The sequence below is a fragment of the Pseudomonas sp. FSL R10-2189 genome (assembly GCF_009600325.1).
Classification (GTDB): Bacteria; Pseudomonadota; Gammaproteobacteria; order Pseudomonadales; family Pseudomonadaceae; genus Aquipseudomonas; species Aquipseudomonas helleri.
The window spans coordinates 193,944-219,613 of record NZ_WIVZ01000001.1 but is presented as its reverse complement, the minus strand read 5'-3'; the positions used below and the strand labels follow the sequence as shown (position 1 = coordinate 219,613).

General features: G+C 56.9%; 19 protein-coding genes and 2 pseudogenes. 8 read left to right on the top strand and 13 right to left on the bottom strand.

From position 1 onward, the window contains the following. Positions 1–11 precede the first annotated feature (11 nt). The 9 genes from GHO32_RS01010 to hmpA form a co-directional block, all read right to left on the bottom strand. Complete coding sequence (locus GHO32_RS01010) at positions 12–665, bottom strand: DUF2931 family protein (RefSeq protein WP_153335729.1); 654 nt, start codon at positions 663–665, stop codon at positions 12–14. Then, complete coding sequence (locus GHO32_RS01005; protein WP_153335730.1) at positions 658–2,502, bottom strand: phospholipase effector Tle1 domain-containing protein; 1,845 nt, start codon at positions 2,500–2,502, stop codon at positions 658–660. Before GHO32_RS01005 ends, GHO32_RS01010 begins: the two co-directional genes overlap by 8 nt. 295 nt (positions 2,503–2,797) lie before the next feature. Then, positions 2,798–3,685 carry a heme o synthase gene (gene cyoE / locus GHO32_RS01000; protein WP_048367145.1) on the bottom strand — a complete coding sequence of 296 codons (888 nt, stop codon included), beginning with the start codon at positions 3,683–3,685 and terminating at the stop codon, positions 2,798–2,800. Positions 3,686–3,695: 10 nt separating this feature from the next. Continuing rightward, positions 3,696–4,022: a cytochrome o ubiquinol oxidase subunit IV gene (gene cyoD / locus GHO32_RS00995; protein WP_019408632.1), complete on the bottom strand. Its 327-nt coding sequence runs from the start codon at positions 4,020–4,022 to the stop codon at positions 3,696–3,698. Beyond that, entirely contained in the window at positions 4,023–4,643 is a 621-nt protein-coding gene (locus GHO32_RS00990) for a cytochrome o ubiquinol oxidase subunit III (protein ID WP_048367147.1), read from the bottom strand. A gap of 3 nt (positions 4,644–4,646) precedes the next feature. Further along, entirely contained in the window at positions 4,647–6,671 is a 2,025-nt protein-coding gene (gene cyoB, locus GHO32_RS00985) for a cytochrome o ubiquinol oxidase subunit I (protein WP_048367148.1), read from the bottom strand. A 3-nt stretch (positions 6,672–6,674) separates the two neighbouring features. Beyond that, complete coding sequence (gene cyoA / locus GHO32_RS00980) at positions 6,675–7,613, bottom strand: ubiquinol oxidase subunit II (RefSeq protein ID WP_048367149.1); 939 nt, start codon at positions 7,611–7,613, stop codon at positions 6,675–6,677. Between the two features lie 802 nt (positions 7,614–8,415). Then, complete coding sequence (locus GHO32_RS00970) at positions 8,416–8,925, bottom strand: disulfide bond formation protein B (RefSeq protein WP_048367150.1); 510 nt, start codon at positions 8,923–8,925, stop codon at positions 8,416–8,418. Positions 8,926–9,179: 254 nt separating this feature from the next. After that, positions 9,180–10,352, bottom strand: coding sequence for an NO-inducible flavohemoprotein (gene hmpA / locus GHO32_RS00965; RefSeq protein ID WP_153335731.1), 1,173 nt, complete (start codon positions 10,350–10,352; stop codon positions 9,180–9,182). A 155-nt stretch (positions 10,353–10,507) separates the two neighbouring features. Between hmpA and norR the strand changes: the two genes are divergently transcribed. From norR to GHO32_RS00950, 3 genes are all read left to right on the top strand, one after another. Further along, positions 10,508–12,052, top strand: a complete 1,545-nt coding sequence (norR, locus tag GHO32_RS00960; RefSeq protein WP_153335732.1) for a nitric oxide reductase transcriptional regulator NorR — start codon at positions 10,508–10,510, stop codon at positions 12,050–12,052. A gap of 190 nt (positions 12,053–12,242) precedes the next feature. Continuing rightward, positions 12,243–13,142: a chemotaxis protein gene (locus tag GHO32_RS00955; RefSeq protein ID WP_153335733.1), complete on the top strand. Its 900-nt coding sequence runs from the start codon at positions 12,243–12,245 to the stop codon at positions 13,140–13,142. A 5-nt stretch (positions 13,143–13,147) separates the two neighbouring features. Then, a complete protein-coding gene (locus GHO32_RS00950) occupies positions 13,148–13,621 on the top strand; it encodes a GNAT family N-acetyltransferase (protein ID WP_153335734.1) in 474 nt (157 codons plus the stop codon). Positions 13,622–13,624: 3 nt separating this feature from the next. On the opposite strand, the pseudogene GHO32_RS27115 reads toward GHO32_RS00950, so the two are convergent. The 4 genes and pseudogenes from GHO32_RS27115 to GHO32_RS00935 form a co-directional block, all read right to left on the bottom strand. Then, positions 13,625–14,620 (bottom strand): annotated as a pseudogene (locus GHO32_RS27115) (methyl-accepting chemotaxis protein); the annotation flags it as partial. A 309-nt stretch (positions 14,621–14,929) separates the two neighbouring features. Next, positions 14,930–15,211 (bottom strand): annotated as a pseudogene (locus tag GHO32_RS27110) (PAS domain-containing protein); the annotation flags it as partial. A gap of 151 nt (positions 15,212–15,362) precedes the next feature. Further along, the gene (locus GHO32_RS00940) at positions 15,363–15,614 is read right to left on the bottom strand and encodes a hypothetical protein (protein WP_123751365.1); all 252 of its coding nucleotides are present in this window, start codon (positions 15,612–15,614) and stop codon (positions 15,363–15,365) included. Between the two features lie 81 nt (positions 15,615–15,695). Then, positions 15,696–16,037 carry a hypothetical protein gene (locus GHO32_RS00935; protein WP_153335736.1) on the bottom strand — a complete coding sequence of 114 codons (342 nt, stop codon included), beginning with the start codon at positions 16,035–16,037 and terminating at the stop codon, positions 15,696–15,698. Positions 16,038–16,225: 188 nt separating this feature from the next. Between GHO32_RS00935 and GHO32_RS00930 the strand changes: the two genes are divergently transcribed. From GHO32_RS00930 to GHO32_RS00910, 5 genes are all read left to right on the top strand, one after another. Then, a complete protein-coding gene (locus tag GHO32_RS00930) occupies positions 16,226–17,389 on the top strand; it encodes an efflux RND transporter periplasmic adaptor subunit (RefSeq protein ID WP_153335737.1) in 1,164 nt (387 codons plus the stop codon). After that, the gene (locus GHO32_RS00925) at positions 17,386–20,481 is read left to right on the top strand and encodes a multidrug efflux RND transporter permease subunit (protein WP_153335738.1); all 3,096 of its coding nucleotides are present in this window, start codon (positions 17,386–17,388) and stop codon (positions 20,479–20,481) included. The genes GHO32_RS00930 and GHO32_RS00925 overlap by 4 nt, the downstream gene beginning before the upstream one ends. A gap of 8 nt (positions 20,482–20,489) precedes the next feature. Beyond that, positions 20,490–21,164 (top strand): heavy metal response regulator transcription factor, encoded by a 675-nt coding sequence (locus GHO32_RS00920; protein ID WP_048367163.1) that lies wholly within the window; start codon positions 20,490–20,492, stop codon positions 21,162–21,164. Next, on the top strand, positions 21,139–22,527 hold the full coding sequence (locus GHO32_RS00915; protein ID WP_153335739.1) for a heavy metal sensor histidine kinase: 1,389 nt from the start codon (positions 21,139–21,141) through the stop codon (positions 22,525–22,527). Before GHO32_RS00920 ends, GHO32_RS00915 begins: the two co-directional genes overlap by 26 nt. 318 nt (positions 22,528–22,845) lie before the next feature. After that, entirely contained in the window at positions 22,846–25,524 is a 2,679-nt protein-coding gene (locus tag GHO32_RS00910; protein WP_153337863.1) for a fibronectin type III domain-containing protein, read from the top strand. The last annotated feature ends 146 nt before the right edge of the window (positions 25,525–25,670 follow it).

Sequence of the window (25,670 nt, the reverse complement as noted above, 5' to 3'; positions counted from 1 at the left end):
GCGGCGGCCCTTTACCAAGAGCCATAAGGCACCCCGTATTTTTCGATGTAGGCTTTTGACGTTTCGCCAAGCGGGAAATGATGGCCTTCGGACTTCCCGCCATAAGGTCCTTCTTTCACGATTTCTCCCTGAACCCTGGTCACTTCGATTGGGCTGACGCAAGGGCCCGAGATCCACACTTTGGCAATACCGCCGGGGGCCAGCCCTACCGTCACGCCTTTACGGTAACCGGTGATCCATTTGGCATCGGCGGCACAAAAGGCTTTTTCAGGCTTGACCATGGCCTGCTGAATGGCTTCGGGGATAACGATGTAAGCCTCGTAGGTTTGTGGCTCCACCAATGATTGCCAGCGCACATAAATCAGACGTGGTACTGCCGCCCCATAAACATACTTGCCTGCGCCCCAACCGGGGTAGCTGGGCCAGCCGCGCGGGTTGCCCTTGAGGTTTTTAGGAGTCTGGATAGCGGCTACTCCACTCATGGCTCGTTTGAATACACGGTCTCGCACATCCACCGCATCTGCGGTTTCGATCCACACTTCCATATAGTTGGGAGCGAACAGTCCAAGCCGCCAGCCATCATAGGGCAGCCCATTACTGCCCTTGGCACAGCCCACCATCAGCCCAAACACAGCGCACACCCATAGCAGCTTGAATTTACTCATTGGGATGCACCGCCCGTTTACCGCCCGCAGCCGGCCGATTGATAAACAGCACCTCAATGTCGCTGTTGTGCTTGCCCCAGGCGGCATTCCAATTGCCCGATAAGTGGACGTATTTGCGCTGTAGTAAGGCTATCTCTTCATGGGTCAGTCCGGGAAAGCTGTCGCCGACGGCATACGCTTGCAGCTTGATGGCAATGTCGTGCAGATCAGCAGGAAGAGCCAAGGCAGGGTTTCGATCATCAATGGATACGAAAGGAACCCCGTTTCGTATCCCCAGCTCGCGCATGGCCCGCAAGTAAATCAGTGACAACTGCCCATGCACTTGCCGCTCACTGCGAAGGGCGGCGTACACGCGTTTCTCGGCAAACATGTCACGGCGTTTGTTATAAGGCAGAACCACCGCCCATGTGTCGACACTCCAGCGCTGCAGATAGGGCTCCAGGTCTGGCAGCATAACTCCCAGCAACTGCCTGGCTCGGTCATAAGCGATCGTGGAGGTTTCCGGCATGTCGACAGGCACCTGACTGCTCTGGGGTTTACTCAGCAGCACTTTTTCAGTGGCCAAAGGCAAATAACCGCCACCAATATCGGAGTGGACGCCGGGCAGCTCGACGTCATTGTCGGTACGAACCAGTGAGAAGTTATGACGATATTCGTGGCGTGCCACAAATTGCACCACATGGCGTGCAATGCCGGGCGCAAGGTACAGGTCAAGGCCCGGGTTACTGGCGTTGTGCGGGCTAAAGTCGCCGCTTAAAGGGGCAACCACCCCAGGTACCGTATCAAACAGACCGATAAAGTTGAGATTGAAATCTGTTCGGTGGCGCCATTTGAAGCTGGCCACCAACAAGGGAGAACCGGCGGGCAAGGCTTTGGCCAGCAGACTGTCTGCCCCCTTTACCAAATCATTGGCGCAATGCCGTGCGGCAGCAGCGCCACGGCTGAAACCAAACAGGTCGAAGACGATTCGCCAAATGGTCAGACCGGGATTGTTGTCTTGTAGTGTTCGAAGCTGTTCCAAAATCAAGGCAGGTGCTTGCTCAATTCGCGCCACAATCCCTGAGCTGCCTTGACCGCTGCCCTGGCTATAGCGCGAGTCAGCCTGCCCGGTGACTGTACCGATACCTTCGAGATAGACCTTTAAAAAAGCCTCTTCCGCTTCCTGCGGCAATTGCGTATCCGCATGATCCGGATACAGCTCATAAAGCCGCGCCACATTGGTGACATCGTTGCCATAGCTGTTATCCGGCGAGTTCCCTTTACCGTCAAAACCAAAGCTCGCGCAATGCTGACGAATATCCGCGCCTTCCTGTTCACCTATGCCCAAGCTAATGGCCAGGCACCCTTTCGCCGCTTCGCTGTTGCCCTGGTTATTCCCGGTGCCATCGAAGAACAAGCCCACATGCAAGGTGATGCCGGACTCCAGTTCCTCTTCTTCGTCCTCTTCTTCCAGCTCGGGATTGGCACTGGCGGGGGCTGTTTTTTTAGGTGCCGGCGATTCGGGCCACTGAGCCAAATACTCCATGTAACTCTGCTGAGGCCCTCTGGCATCTCCCAACACTTGGCCTCTGATGTATTGGTCAGGGATCAGTCGCGGCGCAGGGCGGCAGAGGCACTGGCACAAGTCGCCTTCCAGCGCGGCTTGCCGCCCTCCCAGTGATTCATCATGGCGCGGACCGCACAGCACGATAACGCCTGTGCTACCACACACCGGGCACTCGATGCTGTCACCTTCGCGGGCCAGAATCTGGTCGTTGATTGTCATCAGCTCCCAGCCCGTCACCACCACGCCGCCCACCGTGGTCCTGGACCCGACGGTGATGTTCATGCGCTTCATACGCAGGCACCGGGCAAGTCGTTAGCGTTGTTGTGTAATAGAGGCATGTCGGCATCCTGGTGGAGGAAAGTTGAGTGCCCACTAACTGTCAAATTGCCAGTTAGCGGCGCCCAGCCAGTATGCCGAGGGGGTGGGGAACGGCCCTGTCAGAAGGATCCGTTTGGTTTGTAGTACGCGTAGCTTTCCGAAGATTTCCCCCCCAGCCATATGCCTGCATCCATGACTGATGGGTTTTCAACCGCCATAAAAAAACCCCGCGCTTCTTTCGAAGGCGGGGTTTTTCAAGCTTGGTGGCTTAGTGCGCGTAAGTCAGTAGCAACTCGGTCGGCACTTTGAAGTCCAGGGACATCATGACGCTCAGGGCGGTGATGGTGAAGATCGAGAACACGAACAGCTTGCGTGCCCAGACCTTGTCGTCGACGGCTTTGTAGCCGGTCCACGCCATGTACAGCCAGTACATGCCCATCGCAGCTGCCACGGCCATGTAGCTCATGCCGGCGTAACCGCCGAGAGTGAGCATCAGGGTCGCGATCAGGAACGCGAGGATATAAAGCAGGATGTGCTTCTTGGCCACTTTGATCCCGCGCTTCACTGGCAACACCGGAATCGATGCGGCCAGGTAATCATTGAAGCGGAAGATCGCGATAGCGTACGAATGCGGCATCTGCCACAGGCTGAACATCACCAGCAAAGTCAGTGCGGCCATGTCGAAGTGATTGCTCACGGCGACGTAACCAATAACCGGTGGCATTGCACCCGACAGACTGCCGATAAGCGTGCCGTGAACCGACTTGCGCTTAAAGTACAGGCTGTACAAACCAACGTAGATCACGAAGCCAATCGCGGCGAACAAGGCCGCCAGCGGGTTGGCCACGCGATACAGCAGCACAAGCCCTGCAACCCCCAGCAAGGTGGCGTAAAGCAACGCCACCTTGGCCGAGATGAGGCCTTGCACCAGTACGCGGTTTTTAGTGCGGTCCATCTTGATGTCGATGTCACGGTCGATGCAGTTGTTGAACACGCAACCGGACGCCACCACCAAGGAGGTACCAATCACCGCGGCCAGGAACAGGGCAAGATCAAAATGCCCCTTCGAGGCCAGGAAGAACCCACCTGCCACAGAAAGCACGTTACCGAAAATGATCCCCGGTTTGGTGATTTGGATAAAGTGCTTAAAGGACATCGGGTTTACCTCACTTCGCCATCATTTCAGCGTGGATGCTGAACATAATCCACAGGGACAAGCCCACCAGCAGAACAATAACCAGCGCCGAGAAGACCAGCGCTGCAACGCTGTTGCGTTGCTCCGGGGAGCGGTCCATGTGCAGGAAGTACACCAGGTGAACAACAACCTGGATCACTGCGGTCAACAGAACGATCGCCAGAGTGGTCGATTTGGCGAGGATCGGGTTCATCACCAGCCAAAACGGAATTGCGGTCAGGATCACCGACAAGATGAAGCCAGTTGCGTAGGACTTCACGCTGCCGTGGTTCGCGCCGTCAGAATGTGCGTTAGCCATTTACAGAGTCCCCATCAGGTAAACAACGGTGAATACGCAGATCCACACCACGTCCAGGAAGTGCCAGAACAAGCTCAGGCAGCTCAGACGCGTTTTGTTGGTCGAAGTCAGGCCGTGTTGGTTGACCTGATACATCATGATCGCCATCCAGATCAGACCGCAGGTCACGTGCAGACCGTGGGTACCGACCAGGGTGAAGAACGCCGACAAGAAGCCGCTACGGTGCGGACCGTAACCTTCGGAGATCAACAGGTGGAACTCGTTGATTTCCATGCCGATGAAGCCGGCACCCAGCAGGAAGGTAATGGCCAACCAGCCAAGAACGCCGCCTTTGTTGCCTTTGTAGAACGCGAGCATGGCAAAGCCATACGTGATCGAACTGAACAACAGCAGTGCGGTTTCACCCAGCACGTACGGCAGTTCAAAGATGTCGTGGCCCGACGGGCCACCCGCTACGTTACCTACCAGTACTGCGTATACCGCGAAGAGCGATGCAAAGATGATGCAGTCGGTCATCAGGTAGAGCCAGAAACCGAATACGGTAGTCTCGCCCGCGTCGTGATGGTGGTCATCGTGCCCATGGTCATGGGCGTGTCCAGCATTGGTCGCTATGTTCGACATGGTTTATGCCTGCCCCAACTTGGTTTCAACACGGTCGGCCGGAATTACTTTGGCGGCCAACAGACGCTTGTGCTGCTCGGCTTCGATGCGCTCGATGGTTTCCACCGGCACCATGTAGCCTTGGTCATCACGGGCAGCGTGTATAACGAAGTACACAACGGTGCCAGCGAGGCTCGCGATAGCCAGCCACCAGATGTGCCAGATCATTGCGAAACCGAACACGGTCAGCAGTGCGCCCATTACCACACCGGTAGCGGTGTTGTTAGGCATGTGGATCGGCGAGTACTTGGCCGGAGCCTTGTAAGCAGTACCGTCTTCTTTGGCTTCGGTGAATGCGTCAATACCGTGAACGGTTGGCACAACAGCGAAGTTGTAGAACGGAGGTGGCGACGAAGTCGACCATTCCAGGGTGTGGCCATTCCATGGATCGCCGAATTCGCAGGCGTTCTCTGGCTTGTTACGGTCACGAACCGAGACGTACAGCTGGATCAACTGGCAAGCGATACCCACAGCAATCAGGGCAGCACCAACCGCAGCAACGTACAGGTAAGGCACCCACTCAGGGTTGGTCGTGGCGTTCAGACGACGGGTCATGCCCATGAAGCCCAGTGCATAGAGCGGCATGAAGGCGATGAAGAAGCCGATGATCCAGAACCAGAATGCAGCCTTGCCCCACTTCTCGTTCAGTTTGAAGCCGAACGCTTTAGGGAAGTAGAAGCTGAAACCAGCGATGTAGCCGAATACAGCACCACCGATGATCACGTTGTGGAAGTGAGCAATTACAAACAGGCTGTTGTGCAGAACGAAGTCAGCACCCGGGATGGCCAGCAGTACGCCGGTCATACCACCGATTGCGAAGGTCACCATGAAGCCCAAGGTCCACATGACCTGGCTGGTGAACTGCAGACGGCCGCGGTAGATGGTGAATAGCCAGTTAAATAGCTTCACACCCGTCGGGATGGAAATCAGCATCGTCGCCAGACCGAAGAAGGCGTTGACGCTTGCACCCGAACCCATGGTGAAGAAGTGGTGCAGCCAAACCATGAAGCCCAGTACCGAGATCGCACCGGAGGCGTAAACCATCGAGTGGTGACCGAACAGACGCTTGCCAGTGAAGGTCGAGATGACTTCAGAGAAGATCCCGAACGCCGGCAGAATGAGGATGTATACCTCAGGGTGACCCCACGCCCAGAACAGGTTCACGTACATCATTGGATTGCCACCAAGTTCGTTGGTGAAAATGTGGAAATCCAAGTAACGGTCAAGCGTCAGCAGTGCCAGGGTAGCGGTCAGGATCGGGAACGAAGCCACGATCAGAACGTTTGCCCAGGTGCAGGTCCAGGTGAAGATCGGCATGTCCATCAGTTTCATGCCTGGAGCGCGCATTTTCAGCACGGTCGCCAGGAAGTTCACCCCGGTTAACGTCGTACCTAGCCCTGATAACTGTAGCGCCCAGATGTAGTAGTCCACACCCACGCCAGGGCTGTACTGCAGGCCCGACAGAGGCGGGTAAGCAACCCAACCGGTTTTGGCGAATTCGCCGACGCCCAGCGACAGGTTGACCAGTACCACACCGGATACCAGCAGCCAGAAGCTCAGGGAGTTCAGGAATGGATAGGCAACGTCACGCGCGCCGATCTGCAGCGGCACTGCAAGGTTCATCAGGCCGGTGAAGAATGGCATCGCCATGAAGATGATCATGATCACACCGTGAGCGGTGAAGATCTGGTCATAGTGTTCAGGCGGCAAGTAGCCAGGTGAACCCTCGGTGGCCATGGCCAACTGGGTACGCATCATGACGGCGTCGGCAAAGCCACGCAGAAGCATGATCATGGCAACGATGATGTACATCACGCCAATTTTCTTATGGTCGACTGACGTTAGCCATTCGGACCACAGGTAGTTCCACTTCTTGAAATACGTGATTGCAGCGACGAGCGCCAATCCGCCGAGCAGAATCATAGCGACGGTAACCATCACTATCGGCTCGTGGAACGGTATGGCGTCCAGACTTAATTTACCAAACATCGTTTACTCCTCTGCCCCGGCAGCTGAATTCGAGGTGTTGTCCAAACCTTGGGTCCCGGACTCTTCTTTCTTCTCGTGCTTCACGAACTTGCCTGGGTTCATCCCTTCATACTTGTCGATGATGAGCTGGAACAGGTTCGGAGTAACGGTGGAGTAGAGCTCTACAGGGTTGTTCTCGCTTGGTTTTTCCAACGCCGCGTACTCAGCGTTATCAAGCTGTTTAGGTGATGCTTTGACTTCAGCTACCCAGGCGTTGAAATCTTCCTCGGAAGTCGCGATCGCCTTGAATTTCATGCCAGTGAAGCCAGCGCCGCTGTAGTTGGCCGAAATGCCATCCATCTCTGCGTTTTTGTTGGCAATCAAGTGCAGCTTAGTCGTCATACCCGCCATGGCGTAGATCTGACCACCCAGACCTGGAATGAAGAACGAGTTCATCACAGAGTCAGAGGTAATGCGGAAGTTAACAGGCGTGTTGGCTGGGAACACGATCTTGTTAACGGTAGCGATACCTTGCTCCGGGTAGATGAATACCCATTTCCAGTCCAGTGCTACCACTTCAATGGTGACCGGCTTGACGTCGGACTCAAGCGGACGGTAAGGGTCCAGCGCGTGGGTCGACTTATACGTAATCACGCCCAGGGCGATGATGATGAGAATTGGCACAGTCCAGATCACGACTTCGATCTTGGTGGAGTGCGACCATTTTGGAGCGTATGTGGCGTTTTTGTTCGACGCGCGATACTTCCACGCGAAGATCAGGGTCATCAAGATGACCGGGACCACGACCAGAAGCATCAGCAATGTTGCAGTGATGATCAGATTCCGCTCTTCGATCCCTACCTGCCCCACCGGATCGAGCAATGTCCAATTGCAGCCTCCCAGCAGCAACGTGCCGAAAAGTGGCAATAAGCCAAGGAGTCTGGGGTACCTTTTTTTAGTCATCTCACGACCTCTAAAACAGCTTGCACAATGCAGTTGGTTTTTTTCGCCAACACTTCACCCTACCAAGGGTTGGCTCTTTTCCGGGCTTGAATAAATGCCTGCTCATCACCTTCAGGTGAATACGCAATCCCGGGTTAGCAGTGATTTCTTATTCGATACGTGGTCAATCGCCTTACTACAGACAATTCCATTTGTGGCGGAACTTAGAAGGGTTGCCAGTACCTGGGAGTCGCATGTGACGCCTGTTGTGAACTGCCCAGACGACCGCCGACTACCCGCTTGGGCTCGGAGGTGAGCAGGCTGGACGTTCAGTGGAGGCGATTGTAGTTAGGAAGCTCTCTACAAACCATGTCTCATCCAGAAATAATTCTTCTCGACTCCAGTAACAATCCCTCACTATTGTTGCCCATTACGCAGGCATATGCCTCCTTAAAATGCATGTAGCACGTCAAAAGCCCGCAGCTGATATGCCCCTTTTTGGCGCACGCACAGGGCAGGTGAATCCCCCCAAACGCCCAAGTGAAGAGGCTTACAGCCGATTCCCATGGAGACGCCCAAGGGCAATTTCAATCATCTGATCCGCAAAAAAAACGATCAGGGGATAAATCGCTCCGAACGTAATTCGTGCTCGCCTGTCCTACAGGAATCGCTCTCTGCGACACTTTTAGCGTGACAATATGTCGCACAAGTCAGCTATCACTTTAGTGTGCCGATTCACATCCTGTTGACATTTTTGCGCGGACAAAAAAACGCCCCGCATTCTCAGGAAAAGTGCGGGGCGGATCAATCCAAACGTGGCGTTTTAGCCGTGTTTTTTGCGGTTCCGGTAGATTCCCAACGGCACCAGCACGCTGGTCAGCACAAAGGCCACCAGCGCCCATTGCGCCAGCGACAGCCCGAACACCGGCGGGTATGGCGTAGAGCAGAAGCCCTCAACCTGAAAGCCCAGCGGGAACACCGTCGCCAGCGGCAGGCCGTCAACGATCGGTTGCAGCACGTCAATGCCGCAGCTCACCGCAGGGTTGGCCAGGATAAACACGTGCCGCCCGGCCGCTATCACCCCGCCTATGGCACTGAGCACCACCAGCACTTCAAAAATGGTCAGGCTGCGCCGTGTCGGCATCGCCGCGCCGATAAAGGCAAAGATCGCGATCAACAGCAATGCGTAGCGTTGCAGGATGCACAGCGGGCAAGGCGCCTCACCGAGCACGATCTGCATGTACAACGCGCCACCAATCAGCGCCAGACAGATAACCCCGAGCAAGACCAAAAAGCGCTTCTCGCGGCTCAGTCGTATCATTTCATCCGTCATCCTGCTTCCCTTTGCCAGGTTATTTTGGAGTTAAGCCGCAGCCACTAAGGCGCGCAGTTTACACCCAGAACATCGACCTGAATGTAGGAGAACTGTGTAGGCAAGGTGTCGCAGAAGGATTAATAGATGATTAAGTCGTCGTACACAAACCCGTAGTCGCTGCCGAAGGCTGCGAAGGGTTGCGGAGCAAGCCGTTATCTCAAAGCCCCCGCAACCCTCTTTATCGCCGGCAACGACGTATTCAACCCCGCCGCTTACTCCAGCGCCGCAGCCGGCCCAAAGAACTCATAACGGCTTTGTTGCTCAGGTACGCCCAGCGCCTTCAAATGACGCTTAACGGCGCTCATAAAGCCTTTAGGGCCCAGGAAGTACGCATCGACATCGCGCTCCTCGCCCAGCCATTCGCCCAGCACCTCTTCCGTCAGCAGCCCCACATGGTCAGCCAAAGGGTCTGCCTGCTCATAGCAATAAAAGCGCTGCAATTGCGGATGCTGCGCGGCCAGTTCTTCGATCCAGCCGCGGAAGGCATGCACCTGTGCATTTCGCGCACAGTGAATAAAGCGGATCGGCCGTTGCGTGGCCAGTGCCGCCTCAAGCATCGACAACGTAGGTGTGATGCCCACCCCGCCGCTGATCAACACCAGAGGTTTTTCGCTGGCAGCCAAGGTGAACTCACCTGCAGGCGGAAACAGCTCAACGATGTCACCCACTTGCAGGCGGTCATGCAGGTAGTTCGACACCACACCGCCCGGCTCGCGTTTGACGCTGATCCGGTAGCGACCCACTTTGGCCAGCGCCGACAGCGAATAGTTGCGACGCACTTCCTGGCCATCGATGTTGAGCTTGATGCCGATGTACTGGCCAGGTTCAAACTCAAGGATCGGCTGCTCATCTACCGGGCGGAAGTAGAACGAAGTGATTTCTGCGCTTTCCTCTAGCTTGGCGGCCAGCTTGAATGCCCGGCCACCGCGCCAGCCACCCGGTGCAGCGGCTTTTTCGTCGTAGATGGCGGCTTCTGCGCCAATCAAGATATCCGCCAGTTGGTTGTAAGCGGCGCCCCAGGCGGCCAGCACCTGCGGGGTCGCAATGTCGCTGCCCAGCACTTCTTCAATGGCCCGCAGCAGGCAACTGCCGACAATCGGGTAGTGTTCCGGGAGGATTTGCAGCGCAACGTGTTTGTTGATGATTCGCGCCACCAAGTCGCCCAGCTGATCCAGTTGGTCAATGTGCCGGGCGTACATCAAGACGCCATTGGCCAAGGCGCGCGGCTGGTCACCGCTGGCCTGGTTAGCCTGATTGAACAGCGGACGCACTTGCGGGTATTCGGTGAGCATCATGTTATAGAAGTGTGTCATCAACGCCTCGCCACCACTTTCGAGCAGCGGCACAGTGGACTTAACGATGGCACGGTCTTGAGCAGTAAGCATAAAGTTGACTCCTGAACACGTAGGGAAAAATGGATTACCGTTTAACCATCAGTTTTCGTGCCAACCTTAAAACCCTCTAAAATCAAATACTTAAAAACAATGTAGTCACTATGACACACCATGTTCTATAGTCACTTCGACTACACGAGGTCAAAATGACTGCAAAATTGCTTCTCACAGCCCTGCTCCCGCTGGTAGCGGACTTGTCCCGCGACCTGCCCGAAAGCGAACGTTACCGGCGCTTGTTGCAAGCCATGCGCGCTGTGCTGCCGTGCGACGCCGCGGCCCTGCTGCGCCTGGACGGCGAATGGCTGGTGCCGTTGGCGGTAGACGGCCTGAGCCTGGATACGCTGGGGCGGCGCTTTAAAATCAGCGAGCACCCGCGCTTTGAAATCCTGCTCAGCAGCCCCGGCCCTACGCGTTTTCCCAACAACTGCGAATTGCCCGACCCGTATGACGGACTGGTCGACGGGCTGGCCGAGCACTTGGAGATCCACGACTGCATGGGCTGCCCGCTGTTCGTCGACGAGCGCCCCTGGGGCCTGCTGACCCTCGATGCGCTGGACCCAAAACGCTTCGAACCCATTGAGCTGGATGCCCTGCAAGCCTTTGCCAGTCTGGCTGCCGCCACGGTCAATGTGGCCCAGCGTATCGAGCGCCTGGCCCTGCGGGTGGCCGATGAGCAGCAAAAAGCCGAGTTGTATCGCCAGGCTCATCCTTTGCCCAATAAAGAGCTGATTGGCCAGAGCGCCGCCCATAAACACCTGCTCGAAGAAATTGCCTTGGTCGGCAACAGCGACCTGACGGTGTTGATCACAGGCGAAACCGGGGTCGGCAAAGAGCTGGTCGCCCAAGCCATTCATGCCGCCTCGCCACGCGCCGACAAGCCAATGATCAGCCTGAACTGCGCCGCCCTGCCCGACACCCTGGTCGAAAGCGAACTGTTCGGCCATGTGCGCGGCGCCTTTACCGGAGCCACCAGCGACCGCCGTGGCAAGTTTGAACTGGCCAATGGCGGCACGTTGTTTCTGGACGAAGTGGGCGAGTTGTCACTGACAGTGCAAGCCAAACTGCTGCGCGTGCTGCAAAGCGGGCAATTGCAGCGCTTGGGCTCGGATCAGGAACACCACGTCGATGTGCGCCTGATTGCCGCGACCAATCGCGACCTGGCAGAAGAAGTGCGCAGCGGTCGCTACCGCGCCGACTTCTATCACCGTCTGAGCGTCTACCCGCTCAACGTGCCCGCCCTGCGCGAACGCGGGCGCGATGTGCTGCTACTGAGCGGCTTCTTTCTGGAGCAAAACCGCTCACGCATGGGCCTGGGCAGCTTGCGCCTGAGCACGGATGCCCAGGCCGCGCTGCTGCATTACTCATGGCCGGGCAATGTGCGCGAACTGGAACACCTGATCGGCCGCAGCACCCTCAAGGCATTGGGTAACTGCAAAACCCGGCCGCGCATCTTGACCCTGACCGCCGCGGACCTGGACTTGCCGACGCCGCAGGATGGCCCTGCAGTGGCAGAGCAAGAACCGCTACCGCCGGTCATCGGTGACTTGCGCCAGGCCACGGAGAACTACCAGCGACAGTTGATCAGTGCCTGCCTTGAGCGCCATCAACACAACTGGGCCAGCGCCGCCCGCGAACTGGGCCTGGACCGGGCGAACCTGGGCCGAATGGCCAAGCGTTTGGGGTTGAAATAACCCCCCTGTAGCCGCTACCGAGGCACGAGGCTGCGATGCTGCGATGCTGGTCGCAGGACCTCCGCCTGGGGTCGCTACGCAACCCATCGCAGCCTCATTCTTCGACAGCGGCTACAGGTTGAGATCGCCTACAGGATTCGGCGTTCGGGTCGATAACCCTGTATTGCTGCCCTTATCTCAGAAGGTATTTATGTCATCCACCCACGCCCGCGCCGACTCGATGTCTTTGCTGCTGTTCACGTTGCGCAGCGGCAAGCTGATGGCGATCAATCTGTTGAAGGTCAGCGAAATCATTCCGTGCCCGCCGCTGACCAAAATGCCCGAGTCGCATCCCCATGTGAAAGGCATTGCGGTGTTGCGCGGGACCTCGCTGTCGGTCATTGACCTGAGCCGCGCCATCGGTGAACAACCGTTGCTCGACCCCGACGGCGGCTGCCTGATCGTGACCGATGTCAGTCGCTCCAAGCAGGGCTTGCACGTGCAAGCGGTGAGCAAAATCGTGCATTGCCTGAGCACCGACATCCGCCCGCCGCCCTACGGTTCAGGCAAGCGCTCGTACATCACCGGCGTCACGCAAGTGGACGGCGCTTTGGTGCAGGTGCTGGACATTGAGAAAGTGATCCATGGCATCACGCCCGCCCGGATTGAACCGAACACTGAAGCCCTCAGCCGTGAAGACGCGCAATTGCTGGCCAAGGCGCGAATCCTGGTGGTCGATGACAGCCAGGTGGCGCTGCAACAATCGGTGATCACCCTGCGCAACCTCGGTCTGCATTGCCACACGGCCCGCAGCGCGAAAGAGGCTATTGAGCGCTTGCTGGAGCTGCACGGCACGCCTGAACAAATCAATGTGCTGGTGTCTGACATCGAAATGTCCGAGATGGACGGCTACGCCTTCACCCGCACCGTGCGCGAAACGCCGGACTTTGCGCATTTGTACGTGCTGCTGCACACCTCGCTCGACAGTGCGATGAACAGCGAAAAAGCCCGTCTGGCCGGGGCCAATGCGGTGCTGACCAAATTCTCCTCGCCGGAACTCACGCAATGCCTGATCCTTGCCGCCCGTACCGTGGCCGAGCAAGGCGTCTGAGTTCAATGAGTGACCACTGTTTGCTGCTGCGCAAAGACCTGCGCCAGCCTCTGACACCCGTGCCGTGGCCGCAGGGCATTGCGCTGAGCGCCCTCACCCCGGCGCTGCTGCCCCGCGTGCACGCCTTGCTGGAACAGGGCTATGGCGCAGGTCAGGGTGACCTGCAACCGCTGGAGCGCTGGCAGCACGACCTGCAACATGACGCTGAATACGACCCGCAGCTGTGTTTTGTCAGCCTGCTCGACGGCCAGGTGGTCGGCGTGGCCCTGGCCTGGACCAGCGCTTACCTCAAGGACCTGGTGGTACACCCGCGCCTGCAAGGGCGCGGCTTGGGCGGCGCACTGCTCAATCAGGTGTTCAGTGCGTTCCAGCAGCGCGGTGAAGCCTGTGTCGACCTCAAGGTCATGGAACACAATCACCCCGCCCGCCAGCTTTACGCCAAATTCGGCATGCAACTCATCCGGCGCGAAGCGCTGTAAGCGCTAACGCCGCGTCTGCCAGAACTCTTGCGCCAATGAACGCAGGCTGACAGCCAACTCTGCCACATCACCGGAGCTGCGATGGCTGTGCTGCCCGGCAAGCACAGTGACATCCCCGGCACTGCGAATACCCGCGATGTTGCGATTGATGTCTTCGCTGACCACGCTTTGCTCTTCCACCGCCAAGGCGATTTGTACGCTCATCTGGGTGATTTTTTTCACCTGTTGAGTGATCTCGTCCAGTGCGCTGCTGGCCAACTGCGCCTGGCTGACGCTGTTTTCAGCATGCTGGCTGCTTTGCTGCATCACCTGCACGGCGGCCCGGGCGCCGTCTTGCAAGGTGAGGATCATCTGCTGGATTTCGTTGGTTGAGTGCTGCGTGCGCTGCGCCAGGCTGCGCACTTCGTCAGCCACCACGGCAAAGCCACGCCCCTGATCACCCGCCCGGGCGGCTTCAATCGCCGCATTCAGCGCCAGCAAATTGGTTTGCTCAGCGATGCTGCGAATCACCTCCAGCACCGATGAAATGTCGCTGCTGTGGCCTTCCAGGTGGTGGATCACCTCGGTTGCCCGAACCAGCTCGCCTGCCAGGTGCTGCACCGAACTGCGGCTCTGCATCACCAACTCATGCCCTTCACGGGTTTCGTTTTCGACCCGGTCAGCCGCTTGCGAGGCTTGCTGGGCATTGTTCGCGACTTGCGCCACGCTGGCGCTCATTTCATGAATCGCCGTGGCCACCTGATCGGTTTCATGTTGCTGACTAAGGGTGCTGGAGTGGCTGCTTTGGAGGTGCTGCACCAGCTCACTGGCATGCCCGGCCAAGCGTTGCGACGCATCACCGATACGTCCCACCATTGCGCCGGTCTGGGCTTCAAGCATCTGCAGGGCAAATGCGATCTGCCCCATCTCATCTCGCCGCCCGGTATAGATGTGCTGACTTAGCGGGTTATGGCCGACGTCTTGAGCGCGGCGGGTCAAGGCGTTAAGTGGGCGCAGCAGCCAGGCAATCGCCACCGAGCTCAACAGGCTGCCGGTCAACCAAATGACCACGCCGGCCTGCCAGTCGATAGACGGCAGCAAAACGGTGCCCAGCGCCGTCGCCCCGGCAAACACGGCGCTGACAAACAGCGCCAGCTTGCCCGCCAGCCTGACCCGCGGCAGACGCTGCCATAGCGGCGTGCGCCCCGAGCGCAACTCGGCGTAATCGGCCTCGGCCAGTTGCACACACTCGGGGCTTGGGCAGGTACGCACCGATTGATACTCAACGATTTCGCCGTTTTTCATCACCGGCGTGACGTAAGCGCTGACCCAATAATGGTCACCATTTTTGCAGCGGTTTTTCACCATGCCCATCCATGAGCGCCCGGCCTTGAGGGTCTGCCACATGTGGCTGAAGGCTGCAGACGGCATATCGGGGTGGCGCAGCAGGCTATGCGGGTTGCCGAGCAACTCGCTCAGCGAATAACCGCTGACTTTGATGAAGTCATCATTGGCGTAGGTGATGGCACTGTTCAGGTCAGTGGTAGAAAGGATGTTGGCGTCGGGTGCGAAATCAACAGCTCGGCCGGTAATCGGTAGATTGATTTTCATGACAGCACGCTCAGTTATTAGGGAGTAAGAGTCGGCGGGGCGTCGACTTTATGCTCCCCAATTAACCAAATACTGATCTAGCGCATATCAAAAGGCATTAATACGGCCTATCCGACCAATAGTGGCACAAAGCCACATTTTGTAGCATCAATCAGCGTTTGCCCATGGAGCGACGAGTACCGGGAGGCGCTGCGCCAGGGGTTTTGGTATGGCCGTGACCTTCACCTTTTTTGTAATGGGTCTGGCCTTTGGAATTGGCTTTGTTCTTGGCAAATTCAGCAGGCTTGAACGGAAACGTGAACGCAGGGATCACCGGCTTTTGTGCGGTATCGACAGTCGATTCGTTTTCAGTGGGTTCGGCGCTCACGGCATCAGGAGCAGCCGGTTGTGCAGGAGTTGTCATGAAAGCTCCGGAGTACGGGGGAGTGATCGGCCAGTTGGCGCAAGACGCGCAGTATACCTGCCCGATCAACCCGCCGAGCAGTCACCGGTAGGAAATAGTCAGCACGCCGCGCTTGCTGGCCAACACGTTATCACTGGCTAGTGGCTCGTTTTTAAGCGCTTCAAAGGCCGTGGAAAAGAGCGGCTCGCTGCCACCTGCGCCTCGCGAGGCCATATTCACCGCAATGACAACACCGGGCTCGACCTCTATCAGCTTGATGGACTCATCCGTGCCCATCTCGCTGGCCGGGGCGATCTCGTAGGAAGACTCCACAATAGCGCCCTGGAAGTGAATCATCCCGCTTCTGACAACCGACTGCGCCTCAGCTTCACTAGCCAACAACATCAACGCACACGCAGCACAACTTAGCGCCATTTTCTTCATCGTTCACGCCCCCTGAGCGGGAACGCTGGAGCGCACCCTCTACAAAACTATCGACGTGGGCAGCTCTTTCTTGACGGTTATCACACTATTTTTATGTTGCTGTCCGTAATGTCAGTTTGCAGTCACTCTGCTGACCGGATTCAACCGCTATAACCCTGACTTCCCCCTTTCCACGCACACGGCCTGGCATGCGCATTCAAACCAAACAAATAGTCCTCGGCACGCTGGTGATTGCTCTGCTCGGCGCAGGCCTCTGGCTACTCAAGCGCCCGGCTTCGCACACCGCTGTCGCATCTACCGCCGTGCCGGTGCGGGTCATTCAAGTGGTGCAGCAAGACGTACCGCGCACGGTCAGCGGGATTGGCGCCGTGCTGTCGCTTCACAGCGTGGTCATTCGCCCACAGATTGATGGCATCCTCACCCAGTTGCTGGTTAAAGAAGGGCAAGCGGTACAGGCCGGTGATTTGCTCGCGACCCTGGATGACCGCTCAATCAAGGCCAGCCTGGACCAGGCCAAAGCCCAACTGCAGCAAAATCAGGCGCAGTTGCAAGGCGCACTGATCGACCTCAAGCGCTACCAGTTGCTGAGCGTCGACAACGGTGTGTCCAAGCAAACCCTCGACCAGCAACAGGCGCTGGTCAATCAGCTCAAAGCCACGGCGGCAGGCAATCAAGCGGCAATTGAAGCGGCGCAGGTGCAACTGTCGTATACGCAAATTCACTCGCCGGTCACTGGCCGTGTGGGGATCCGCGCTGTGGATCCGGGCAACTTCCTGCGGGTCAGTGATACCCAGGGGTTATTTTCGGTGACCCAACTCGACCCGATTGCCGTCGAGTTCTCCCTGCCCCAGCAGTTGCTGCCCACCCTGCATGAACTGCTCAACGCCAAGGATCCGGCCCTGGTCAAAGCCTTTATTGGCGACGCGGACCACAGCGGTACGCCGTTGGGCGAAGGGCGCTTGAGCCTGATCGACAATCAGGTGTCAGCCGCCACCGGCACCATCAAGGTCAAGGCACAGTTCGATAACCCGACCCATGCGCTCTGGCCGGGGCAACTGGTGAATGTCGAGATTCAAACCGGGCTGGATCAAAACGCCCTGGTCGTCCCCCCGCCCGTTGTGCAACGCGGGCTGGACACTTACTTCGTGTACCGGGTCAATGGCGACCAGGTCGAAACCGTGCCCGTGCAGGTCCTCTATCAGGACACGGAGTTGAACATTGTCAGCGGCGTCAAACCGGGCGATACGCTGGTCAGCGACGGCCAGTCGCGGCTCAAACCCGGCTCAAAAATTGAAACCCTGAGCGAGCCCGCCCTGGCTAACACCGAACACGCCCAGCCGGTGCAGCCATGACCCGCAGCCGCTCACTCTCGGCCTGGTGCGTCGATCACCCGATTGCCACCGTGCTGCTGACCTTTGCGTTAGTGCTGTTGGGCTTGATTGCCTTTCCACGCTTGCCCGTTGCGCCGCTGCCCGAGGCGGAGTTCCCGACCATACAAGTGTCGGCGCAACTGCCCGGTGCCAGCCCGGACACCATGGCCTCATCGGTCGCAACGCCCTTGGAGGTGCAGTTCAGCGCCATCCCCGGCGTAACCCAAATGACCTCCAGCAGTGCACTGGGGTCAACCACCCTGACCCTGCAATTTACCCTCGACAAAAGCATCGACACCGCTGCTCAGGAAGTCCAGGCGGCGATCAACACCGCGTCCGGCAAGTTGCCCAAAGACATGCCCACGCTGCCGACCTGGCGCAAGGTCAACCCGGCGGACAGCCCGGTGCTGATCCTCAGCATCAGTTCGTTGCAAATGCCCGGCACTGAACTCAGCGATTACGTCGAAACCCTGCTCGCCCGGCAAATCAGCCAGATCGACGGCGTGGGGCAGATCAACATCACCGGCCAGCAACGCCCGGCGATCCGGGTCCAGGCCAGCGCTGACAAATTGGCCGCCATTGGCCTGACCCTCGCCGATATTCGTCTGGCGTTGCAGCAAACCAGCCTCAATCTGGCCAAGGGCGCGCTGTACGGCCCATCGAGCATCTCGACCCTGGCGACCAACGACCAATTGTTCAATGCCGACGAGTACGGCCAGTTGATCGTGTCATACAAAGACGGCGCCCCGGTGCAGTTGCGCGACGTGGCGCGGGTGATCAACGGCTCCGAGAATGATTACGTGCAAGCCTGGTCGGGCCACCAGCCAGGGGTCAACCTGGTGATTTCGCGCCAGCCGGGGGCCAACATTGTCGAGACCGTCGACCGCATTCAAGCTGCCCTGCCCGGCCTGCAAGCCATGCTCCCGGCCTCGGTCGAGGTCACGGTGCTGAGCGACCGGACCCAGACCATCCGCGCCTCGTTGCATGAAGTGGAAATCACCCTGCTGATCGCGGTGCTCCTGGTGGTCGCGGTCATGGCGCTGTTCCTGCGCCAATGGTCTGCCACGTTGATTGTGTCTGCCGTGCTGGGGGTGTCGCTGATTGCCAGCTTTGCCTTGATGTACGTGCTCGGGTTCAGCCTGAACAACCTGACGCTGGTGGCGATTGTGGTGGCCGTGGGCTTTGTGGTCGACGATGCGATTGTGGTGGTGGAGAACATCCACCGCCATCTCGAAGCAGGCGAAAGCATGCGCGATGCAGCGATCAAGGGCTCCAGCGAGATTGGTTTCACCGTGGTATCGATCAGCTTCTCTCTGGTGGCGGCGTTTATTCCGTTGCTGTTTATGGGCGGTGTAGTCGGGCGACTGTTTAAAGAGTTCGCCCTGACCGCCACCTCAACTATCGTTATTTCCGTGCTGGTGTCACTGACCCTGGCGCCCACCCTCGCCGCGCTGTTTATGCGCGCGCCGGTGCATCACGCCGACGCCAAACCCGGCTTTGGCGAGCGGTTGCTGGCCCTATATGACACCGGCCTGAAACGCGCACTGGCCCACCAGCGGCTGATGCTGGGCGTGTTCGGCGTGACGTTGGCGATGGCCATTGCCGGCTATGTGCTGATCCCCAAGGGCTTCTTCCCGGTGCAAGACACCGGTTTTGTGCTGGGCACCAGCGAAGCCGCTTCGGATATCTCGTTCTCGGACATGACCCAGAAACATTTGGCGCTGGCCAAGATTGTTGGCGCCGACCCGGCGGTGCAGGCGTTTTCGCATTCGGTGGGCGTGACCGGCAGCAACCAGACCATCGCCAACGGGCGCTTCTGGATTGCCCTCAAAGACCGCGGCGAGCGCGATGTGTCGGCCAGCGAATTTATCGACCGTATCCGCCCGCAACTGGCCAAGGTGCCGGGCATCGTGTTGTACCTGCGCGCCGGGCAAGACATCAACCTGAGCTCCGGGCCAAGCCGCAGCCAGTACCAGTACGTGCTCAAAAGCAACGATGGGCCGACGCTCAACACCTGGACCCAGCGCCTGACCGAAAAACTGCGCACCCTCCCGGCTTTTCGCGACCTGTCCAATGACCTGCAACTGGGCGGCAGCATCACCCACATCAGCATCGACCGCAAAGCCGCCGCACGCTTCGGCCTCACCGCCACCGATGTCGACGAAGCTCTCTACGACGCGTTTGGTCAGCGTCAGATCAATGAGTTCCAGACGCAAACCAACCAGTACAACGTGATCCTGGAAGTCGACAGCAAGCAGCGTGGCAAAGCCGAAAGCTTGAACTACTTCTACCTGCGCTCACCCTTGACCGGCGAAATGGTGCCGCTCTCAGCGGTGGCCAAGGTGGATGCGCCCACCAGCGGCCCGCTGTCGATCAGCCATGACGGCATGTTCCCGGCCGCCAACCTGTCCTTCAACCTCGCCCCCGGCGTGGCCTTGGGTGACGCGGTGCTAATGCTCAATCAGGCGAAAAACGAGATTGGCATGCCAAGTACCATCAGCGGCAATTTCCAGGGTGCTGCGCAAGCCTTCCAAAGCTCGCTGGCCAGCCAGCCGTGGCTGATTCTGGCCGCGCTGGTGGCGGTGTACATCATTCTGGGAGTGCTGTACGAAAGCTTCGTGCACCCGCTGACGATCATCTCGACGCTGCCCTCGGCAGGGCTGGGCGCGCTGATGATGCTGTGGATATGTGGCCAGGACTTTTCGATCATGGCGTTGATCGGGCTGGTGCTGCTGATCGGGATCGTCAAGAAAAACGGCATCCTGATGATCGACTTTGCACTTGATGCCCAGCGCACCCGCGGGCTGAGCCCTGAAGAGGCAATCTATGAAGCCTGCCTGACGCGTTTTCGCCCGATCATCATGACCACCCTCGCCGCCCTGCTGGGCGCCTTGCCGCTGATGCTCGGCTACGGCACCGGCGCTGAGTTGCGCCAGCCGCTGGGTATTGCCGTGGTCGGCGGTTTGCTGGTAAGTCAGGCGCTGACGCTGTTCACCACGCCCGTCATATACTTGTGGCTCGAACGGATGTTCCATCGATCCCAACCCGCCCGCTCAATGGCGACGGATCACTGAGGCAGGTTATGCGCGTTCTAATTATTGAAGACGAAGAAAAAACCGCTGACTACCTGCATCGCGGGCTGACAGAGCAGGGCTACACGGTGGATGTCGCACGCGATGGCGTCGAGGGGTTGCACCTGGCGCTGGAAAGCGATTACGCGGTGATTGTGCTCGACGTGATGCTCCCGGAACTCGACGGCTTTGGTGTGTTGCGCGCCTTGCGTGCGCGCAAGCAAACACCGGTGATCATGCTGACCGCACGCGAGCGGGTTGAAGACCGGGTGCGCGGCCTGCGCGAAGGCGCTGATGATTATCTGGGCAAGCCGTTTTCGTTTCTGGAACTGGTCGCCCGGCTGCAAGCCTTGACCCGACGCAGCGGCGGCCATGAGCCAGTGCAGGTGACGGTCGATGACTTGTGGATCGACCTGATCAGCCGCAAGGCCAGCCGCGCCGGAAGCCGCCTGGACCTGACCGCCAAAGAGTTTGCGCTGCTCAGCGTACTGGCCCGGCGCCAGGGTGAAATCCTCTCTAAAACGGCGATTGCCGAGATGGTCTGGGACATCAACTTCGACAGCGATGCCAACGTCGTAGAGGTCGCAATCAAGCGCCTGCGGGCCAAGTTGGACGGGCCTTTCGAACACAAATTGCTGCACACCATTCGCGGCATGGGCTATGTGCTGGAGCGTCGCGGTGTTTAACCGCCTGAACTCCATCGCGATGCGCCTGAGCGTATTGTTCACGCTGGTGGCCTTGCTGGTGTTTGTGTTGATTGGCGGGGCGCTGTACCAGCAAGTCGACAAGGGCATCAGCATGCTGCCCGAAGCCGAACTGGACGCACGGTTCAGCGTGTTGGAATCGTCGATCAATCGCTTCGGCAACCCCGATCACTGGGCCAAGATCACCTCCAAATTCACCTTGCTCAGTGAAGAAGACAAACGCATCCGCTTTTGGGCCATCAGTAATGACCCCCATTACGAATATGGCTCGCCTGACGCGCAAATACGCGCGTTCGCCCAAGGCCCGACGGGCGTGCGCGACCTGCAATTGCCCGGCGAGGCGTACCCGTTCAAGGTGTTGATCAGCCAGATCCCGGCCAAGGAACAACGCCCGGCGCTGCGGTTTCTGATCGGCATCGATACCGAGACCTTTCGCCAAACCCAGCACCACCTGCTGATGGCACTCATCAGCCTGGCGATCATTGGCGTTTTGCTGGCGTCTGCCTTGGGTTATTGGGTGGCGCGCATCGGGCTAAAGCCGCTGATCACGCTGTCTGACAAAGCCCAGAAACTTGAGCCGCCGCGTTTGTCCGGGCGCTTGCACCTGTCACCGCTGCCGCCTGAACTGGATCACTTGGTCAATGGCTTCAACTCAACCCTGGACCGGGTTGAACAGGCGTATACCCGTCTTGAGTCGTTCAATGCCGACGTGGCCCATGAACTGCGTTCACCGCTGACCAACCTGATTGGCCAAACCCAGGTGGCACTGACCCGCGGGCGCTCGGCGGAGCATTACTTTGAAGTGCTGCAATCCAACCTCGAAGAGCTGGAGCGTCTGCGCAGCATCATCAATGACATGTTGTTTTTGGCCAGTGCCGACCAAGGCAGCAAAGCCAGCAAACTGACCCGCGCCTCGCTGGCGGATGAAGTGGCCACCACCCTGGACTATCTGGAGTTCATTCTCGAAGACGCCCACGTTGCGGTACGGGTCAGCGGCGATGCCCAGGTCAACATCGAGAAAGCCCATCTGCGCCGGGCGCTGATCAACTTGCTGAGCAACGCCGTGCAGCACACCGCACCCGGGCAGCAGATTGATGTACAGATCGAGCAAAACGCGCATCAGGCAAGCATCAGCATCAGCAACCCGGGCGAACCGATTGCCGACGAGCATTTACCGCGCCTGTTCGAGCGCTTCTACCGCGTGGACGCGTCACGCCACAACAGCGTTGCCAACCACGGCCTTGGCCTGGCCATCGTCAAAGCCATCGCGCAGATGCATGGCGGCGAAGTGTTTGTGCGCACTGGCGAAGGGCGCAATACCTTTGGGCTGCATTTGCCAACATGATGAAATTTAAAATATGCGTTATCCCGATGACTGAATGTTTCGATTCAGTTAAGTAACGAAGTTTTCCAGCGCACTTTTATTTATTAGCGCCAAAACAACAACTTAGACAGTCACTTAACGTCACCTGGGCATTTACCGCGGGCATCGCCGTACGAACTTATACCCAAGTCACGACTACTAACATCACGGAAAAAACCAAACTAGAAGCATTACAAAATCGGCAAAAGCTTCAGACACCTATCAGAAGCACCAGTAGAAATACCCTATGCCTGTCGATAGGCTTTTAATTTGCCCCACTCATTAAGAGCCATTTTCACCATGAAAAAAATATCAAATAAGACACCTGATTATAATTTATCCACCTGGATGACCGACCTCGGCAGCAGTCTCGACAATTTAAAACTACACCAGCTCAGCCTCCCCTCTACACACAATGCAGGGATGGATAAAAAAGGGATATCAGGCCCTGTAGAGGGCTGGGTAACTTGTCAAAATGATACTTTTCCTTTCCAGATCGCACAGGGTGCACGTGTGTTCGATTTGCGTGTCAACGCAAGAGTTTACAATGGAACGTTATATGGCTTCGATTTTTTCCATGGTCCCTTTTCATCTAACCGATCTGTGCTTGGGCTCATTAAGGACTGCAATGAATTCTTCAAAACCGACTACATCTCGAAAAAACACGAACTCATTATTTTACATTTTCAAGAATTTAAAAACTTTCGACCCAGCGACTATGAGCGCTTGCTAACACAACTGACTCAAGGGTTTTCAGGCACTGACAGTTCAACAAAAATTGTGCCCAGATCTGCCTCCAACTTAACACTCGGGGACATTCGCACCCGCTACGCAGGCCACAACATTATCATCGCGACGAACGCGTTTGGCGCACAGCCTGCGATCTGGAGTAACATCCCACACTACTGGGTAGGCAAGGACATTCCCTCCGAGCAAGAACTTGATATCTATATTGATAAGAATACCGTTGAGACCTATAAACCCAAGCTATGGTCATTGCAAGTCGTCAGGTATAAAAAACTCTATGGCGCCATGGACATTTCAGACTACATCAACAAAAAATTCGAGCCTCACGCTCAAGCATTAATTAACAGCAACATCATTAATGTGGATTTTATTGAAAACTCTTCCATTGTCCCCTACTGCATCAGCGCCAACCTGTATAAATCTGAACGACTGAATGACAAAGAGCCCCCGTCTCAGCCCACCGTTTACAATGAATTCTGGCATGGCGGGTGGAGCACCTATTTCATAAACTTCAATGCCTCTACTGACAATTTTGATGTTGACCACTACCTCTACTCACTCAATGGTGGAGATGAAATCAAGCTTGATAACCTTCGCACCCCGCAGCAACAGCTAGAATTCGAGGTTCGCAAAGGTCAAGAGTACGAATTAAAACTGTATGCCGTCGACGTGGCCGGTAACCGCTCTACACCGCTGGTCAAATCTCTTAAAGGAATGGATCCGCCAACAGGGAGCGATAAACCGTTACCCCCTGACATTGTTTATTCCCAACGTGACGGAAAATATGCGTGCTCAATGCTTATCAAGCACTCAATCTATAACGCCGACCACTATATTTTTGAAATATATGCAGAGAAAGACGTCGTAGACGGCAAACCCGTGGGAGAGCCAATTTTATGGAATATTGCCTCTCGCTGGGCATTAGGTGTGGTGTTTACCAACCTCCCCAACTATGACGCCTGTCTGATAACCGCGCATGCAGTAAACAGTTTCGGCCTGACTAGCGATTACGCCATCAAGCGCATTAACGCCTATCAACCCAGTGTGACGCCTCCGCCCCCGCCGTCCAATCTGAATACTTCATATGACCCGATCACTCAGCAATTAACGGTTAATTTTGACGGAGGGGAAATTTACCGCACCCACACGTTGATCATTAAAACGGATACCGAAAAAACCTATGAATCTTTCTACAGCGGCAACACTATACCCGTGAATCGTTCATGGGACTTTACCCTGACTCTGTTCGCCGTAGACCAAGAGGGTAATCATTCCACCTCAATCACCTACACTGGTAGTACAAAAGAAACCAGCAGCCACGCAGCAATCAGTATCAATGGGCAAACAGTACTTCGTCAGGAACTCACGACTGGCGTTACCACCTGGAAGGGCAGCCATAACATTGTCAAATATAAAATCCACCTTTACGACACCAAAGATGTTCAAGGTGGGGAAAGCGGTGTGGACGGAAAAATTATCGGACAACCGCTTCGAGAAGCATTTTATTCAGGCAGCGACCTGACCTATATATTTGATAACTTAACTCCCCTCAAAAATTATCATGTGTTCGTCTGGGGTATTAATGCTTACGGAACCGTGGGAGAAAGAGCCTACAATTCCAACTATACCTATCTGCATGGTGATCCAGCCTGGGACCAGGAATACCCAACCGTGCCTTCTAACCTGCTAGGCCGCTATCGCTACCGGGAAGGCAGACTCTACGTTTTTTGGAACGCCTCTTCGGACAATACTGGAATATCGCACTACGAAGTCATCATTAACAACCAACTCTACAAGGTACTGGATCCTCCCGTCCTGGGCGCTTTTCAATTAACTGTCTCACTGGCTAAAGATATCAACTATCAAGTGCATGTTTATGCTGTTGATACCAGTGGCAACCGATCCAGAACAGCCGCGTACCATGGAGACACCTCCAACAAGGACACGCCTTCTTATCGCCCGACCAAAGAGTCAATTGTGTTTACCTACGCTCATCTCGGCATTGCAACGTTCGCTTGGGAGTACATACATTCCTCAGAGGCCATAAATTTAATCGTTGAAGAAAAAGACACGGGCACCAAGCAACATGTACGAGTGTCCGGCACAACCACCAAAGCTTCGGTACCGAATCTCGTGCCGGGCAAGGCGTACAACATTGAGCTATATGGCACAAACAGTTACGGCGTTTCAGGCGAATCCACCCTCAACACATTTGTGATGCCAAGGACTTAACGCCATAAGCTCTAGAGACAGCCGGGTGTTGCCCGGCTGTCAATCCACGCCTGTTTGTTACTTAAACCGCAACAGTCCTTGTACGGATTCACGCTGTTTCATTCACCGCTGGCACTATAGATTTAGCCCATCACACAACACTTGCT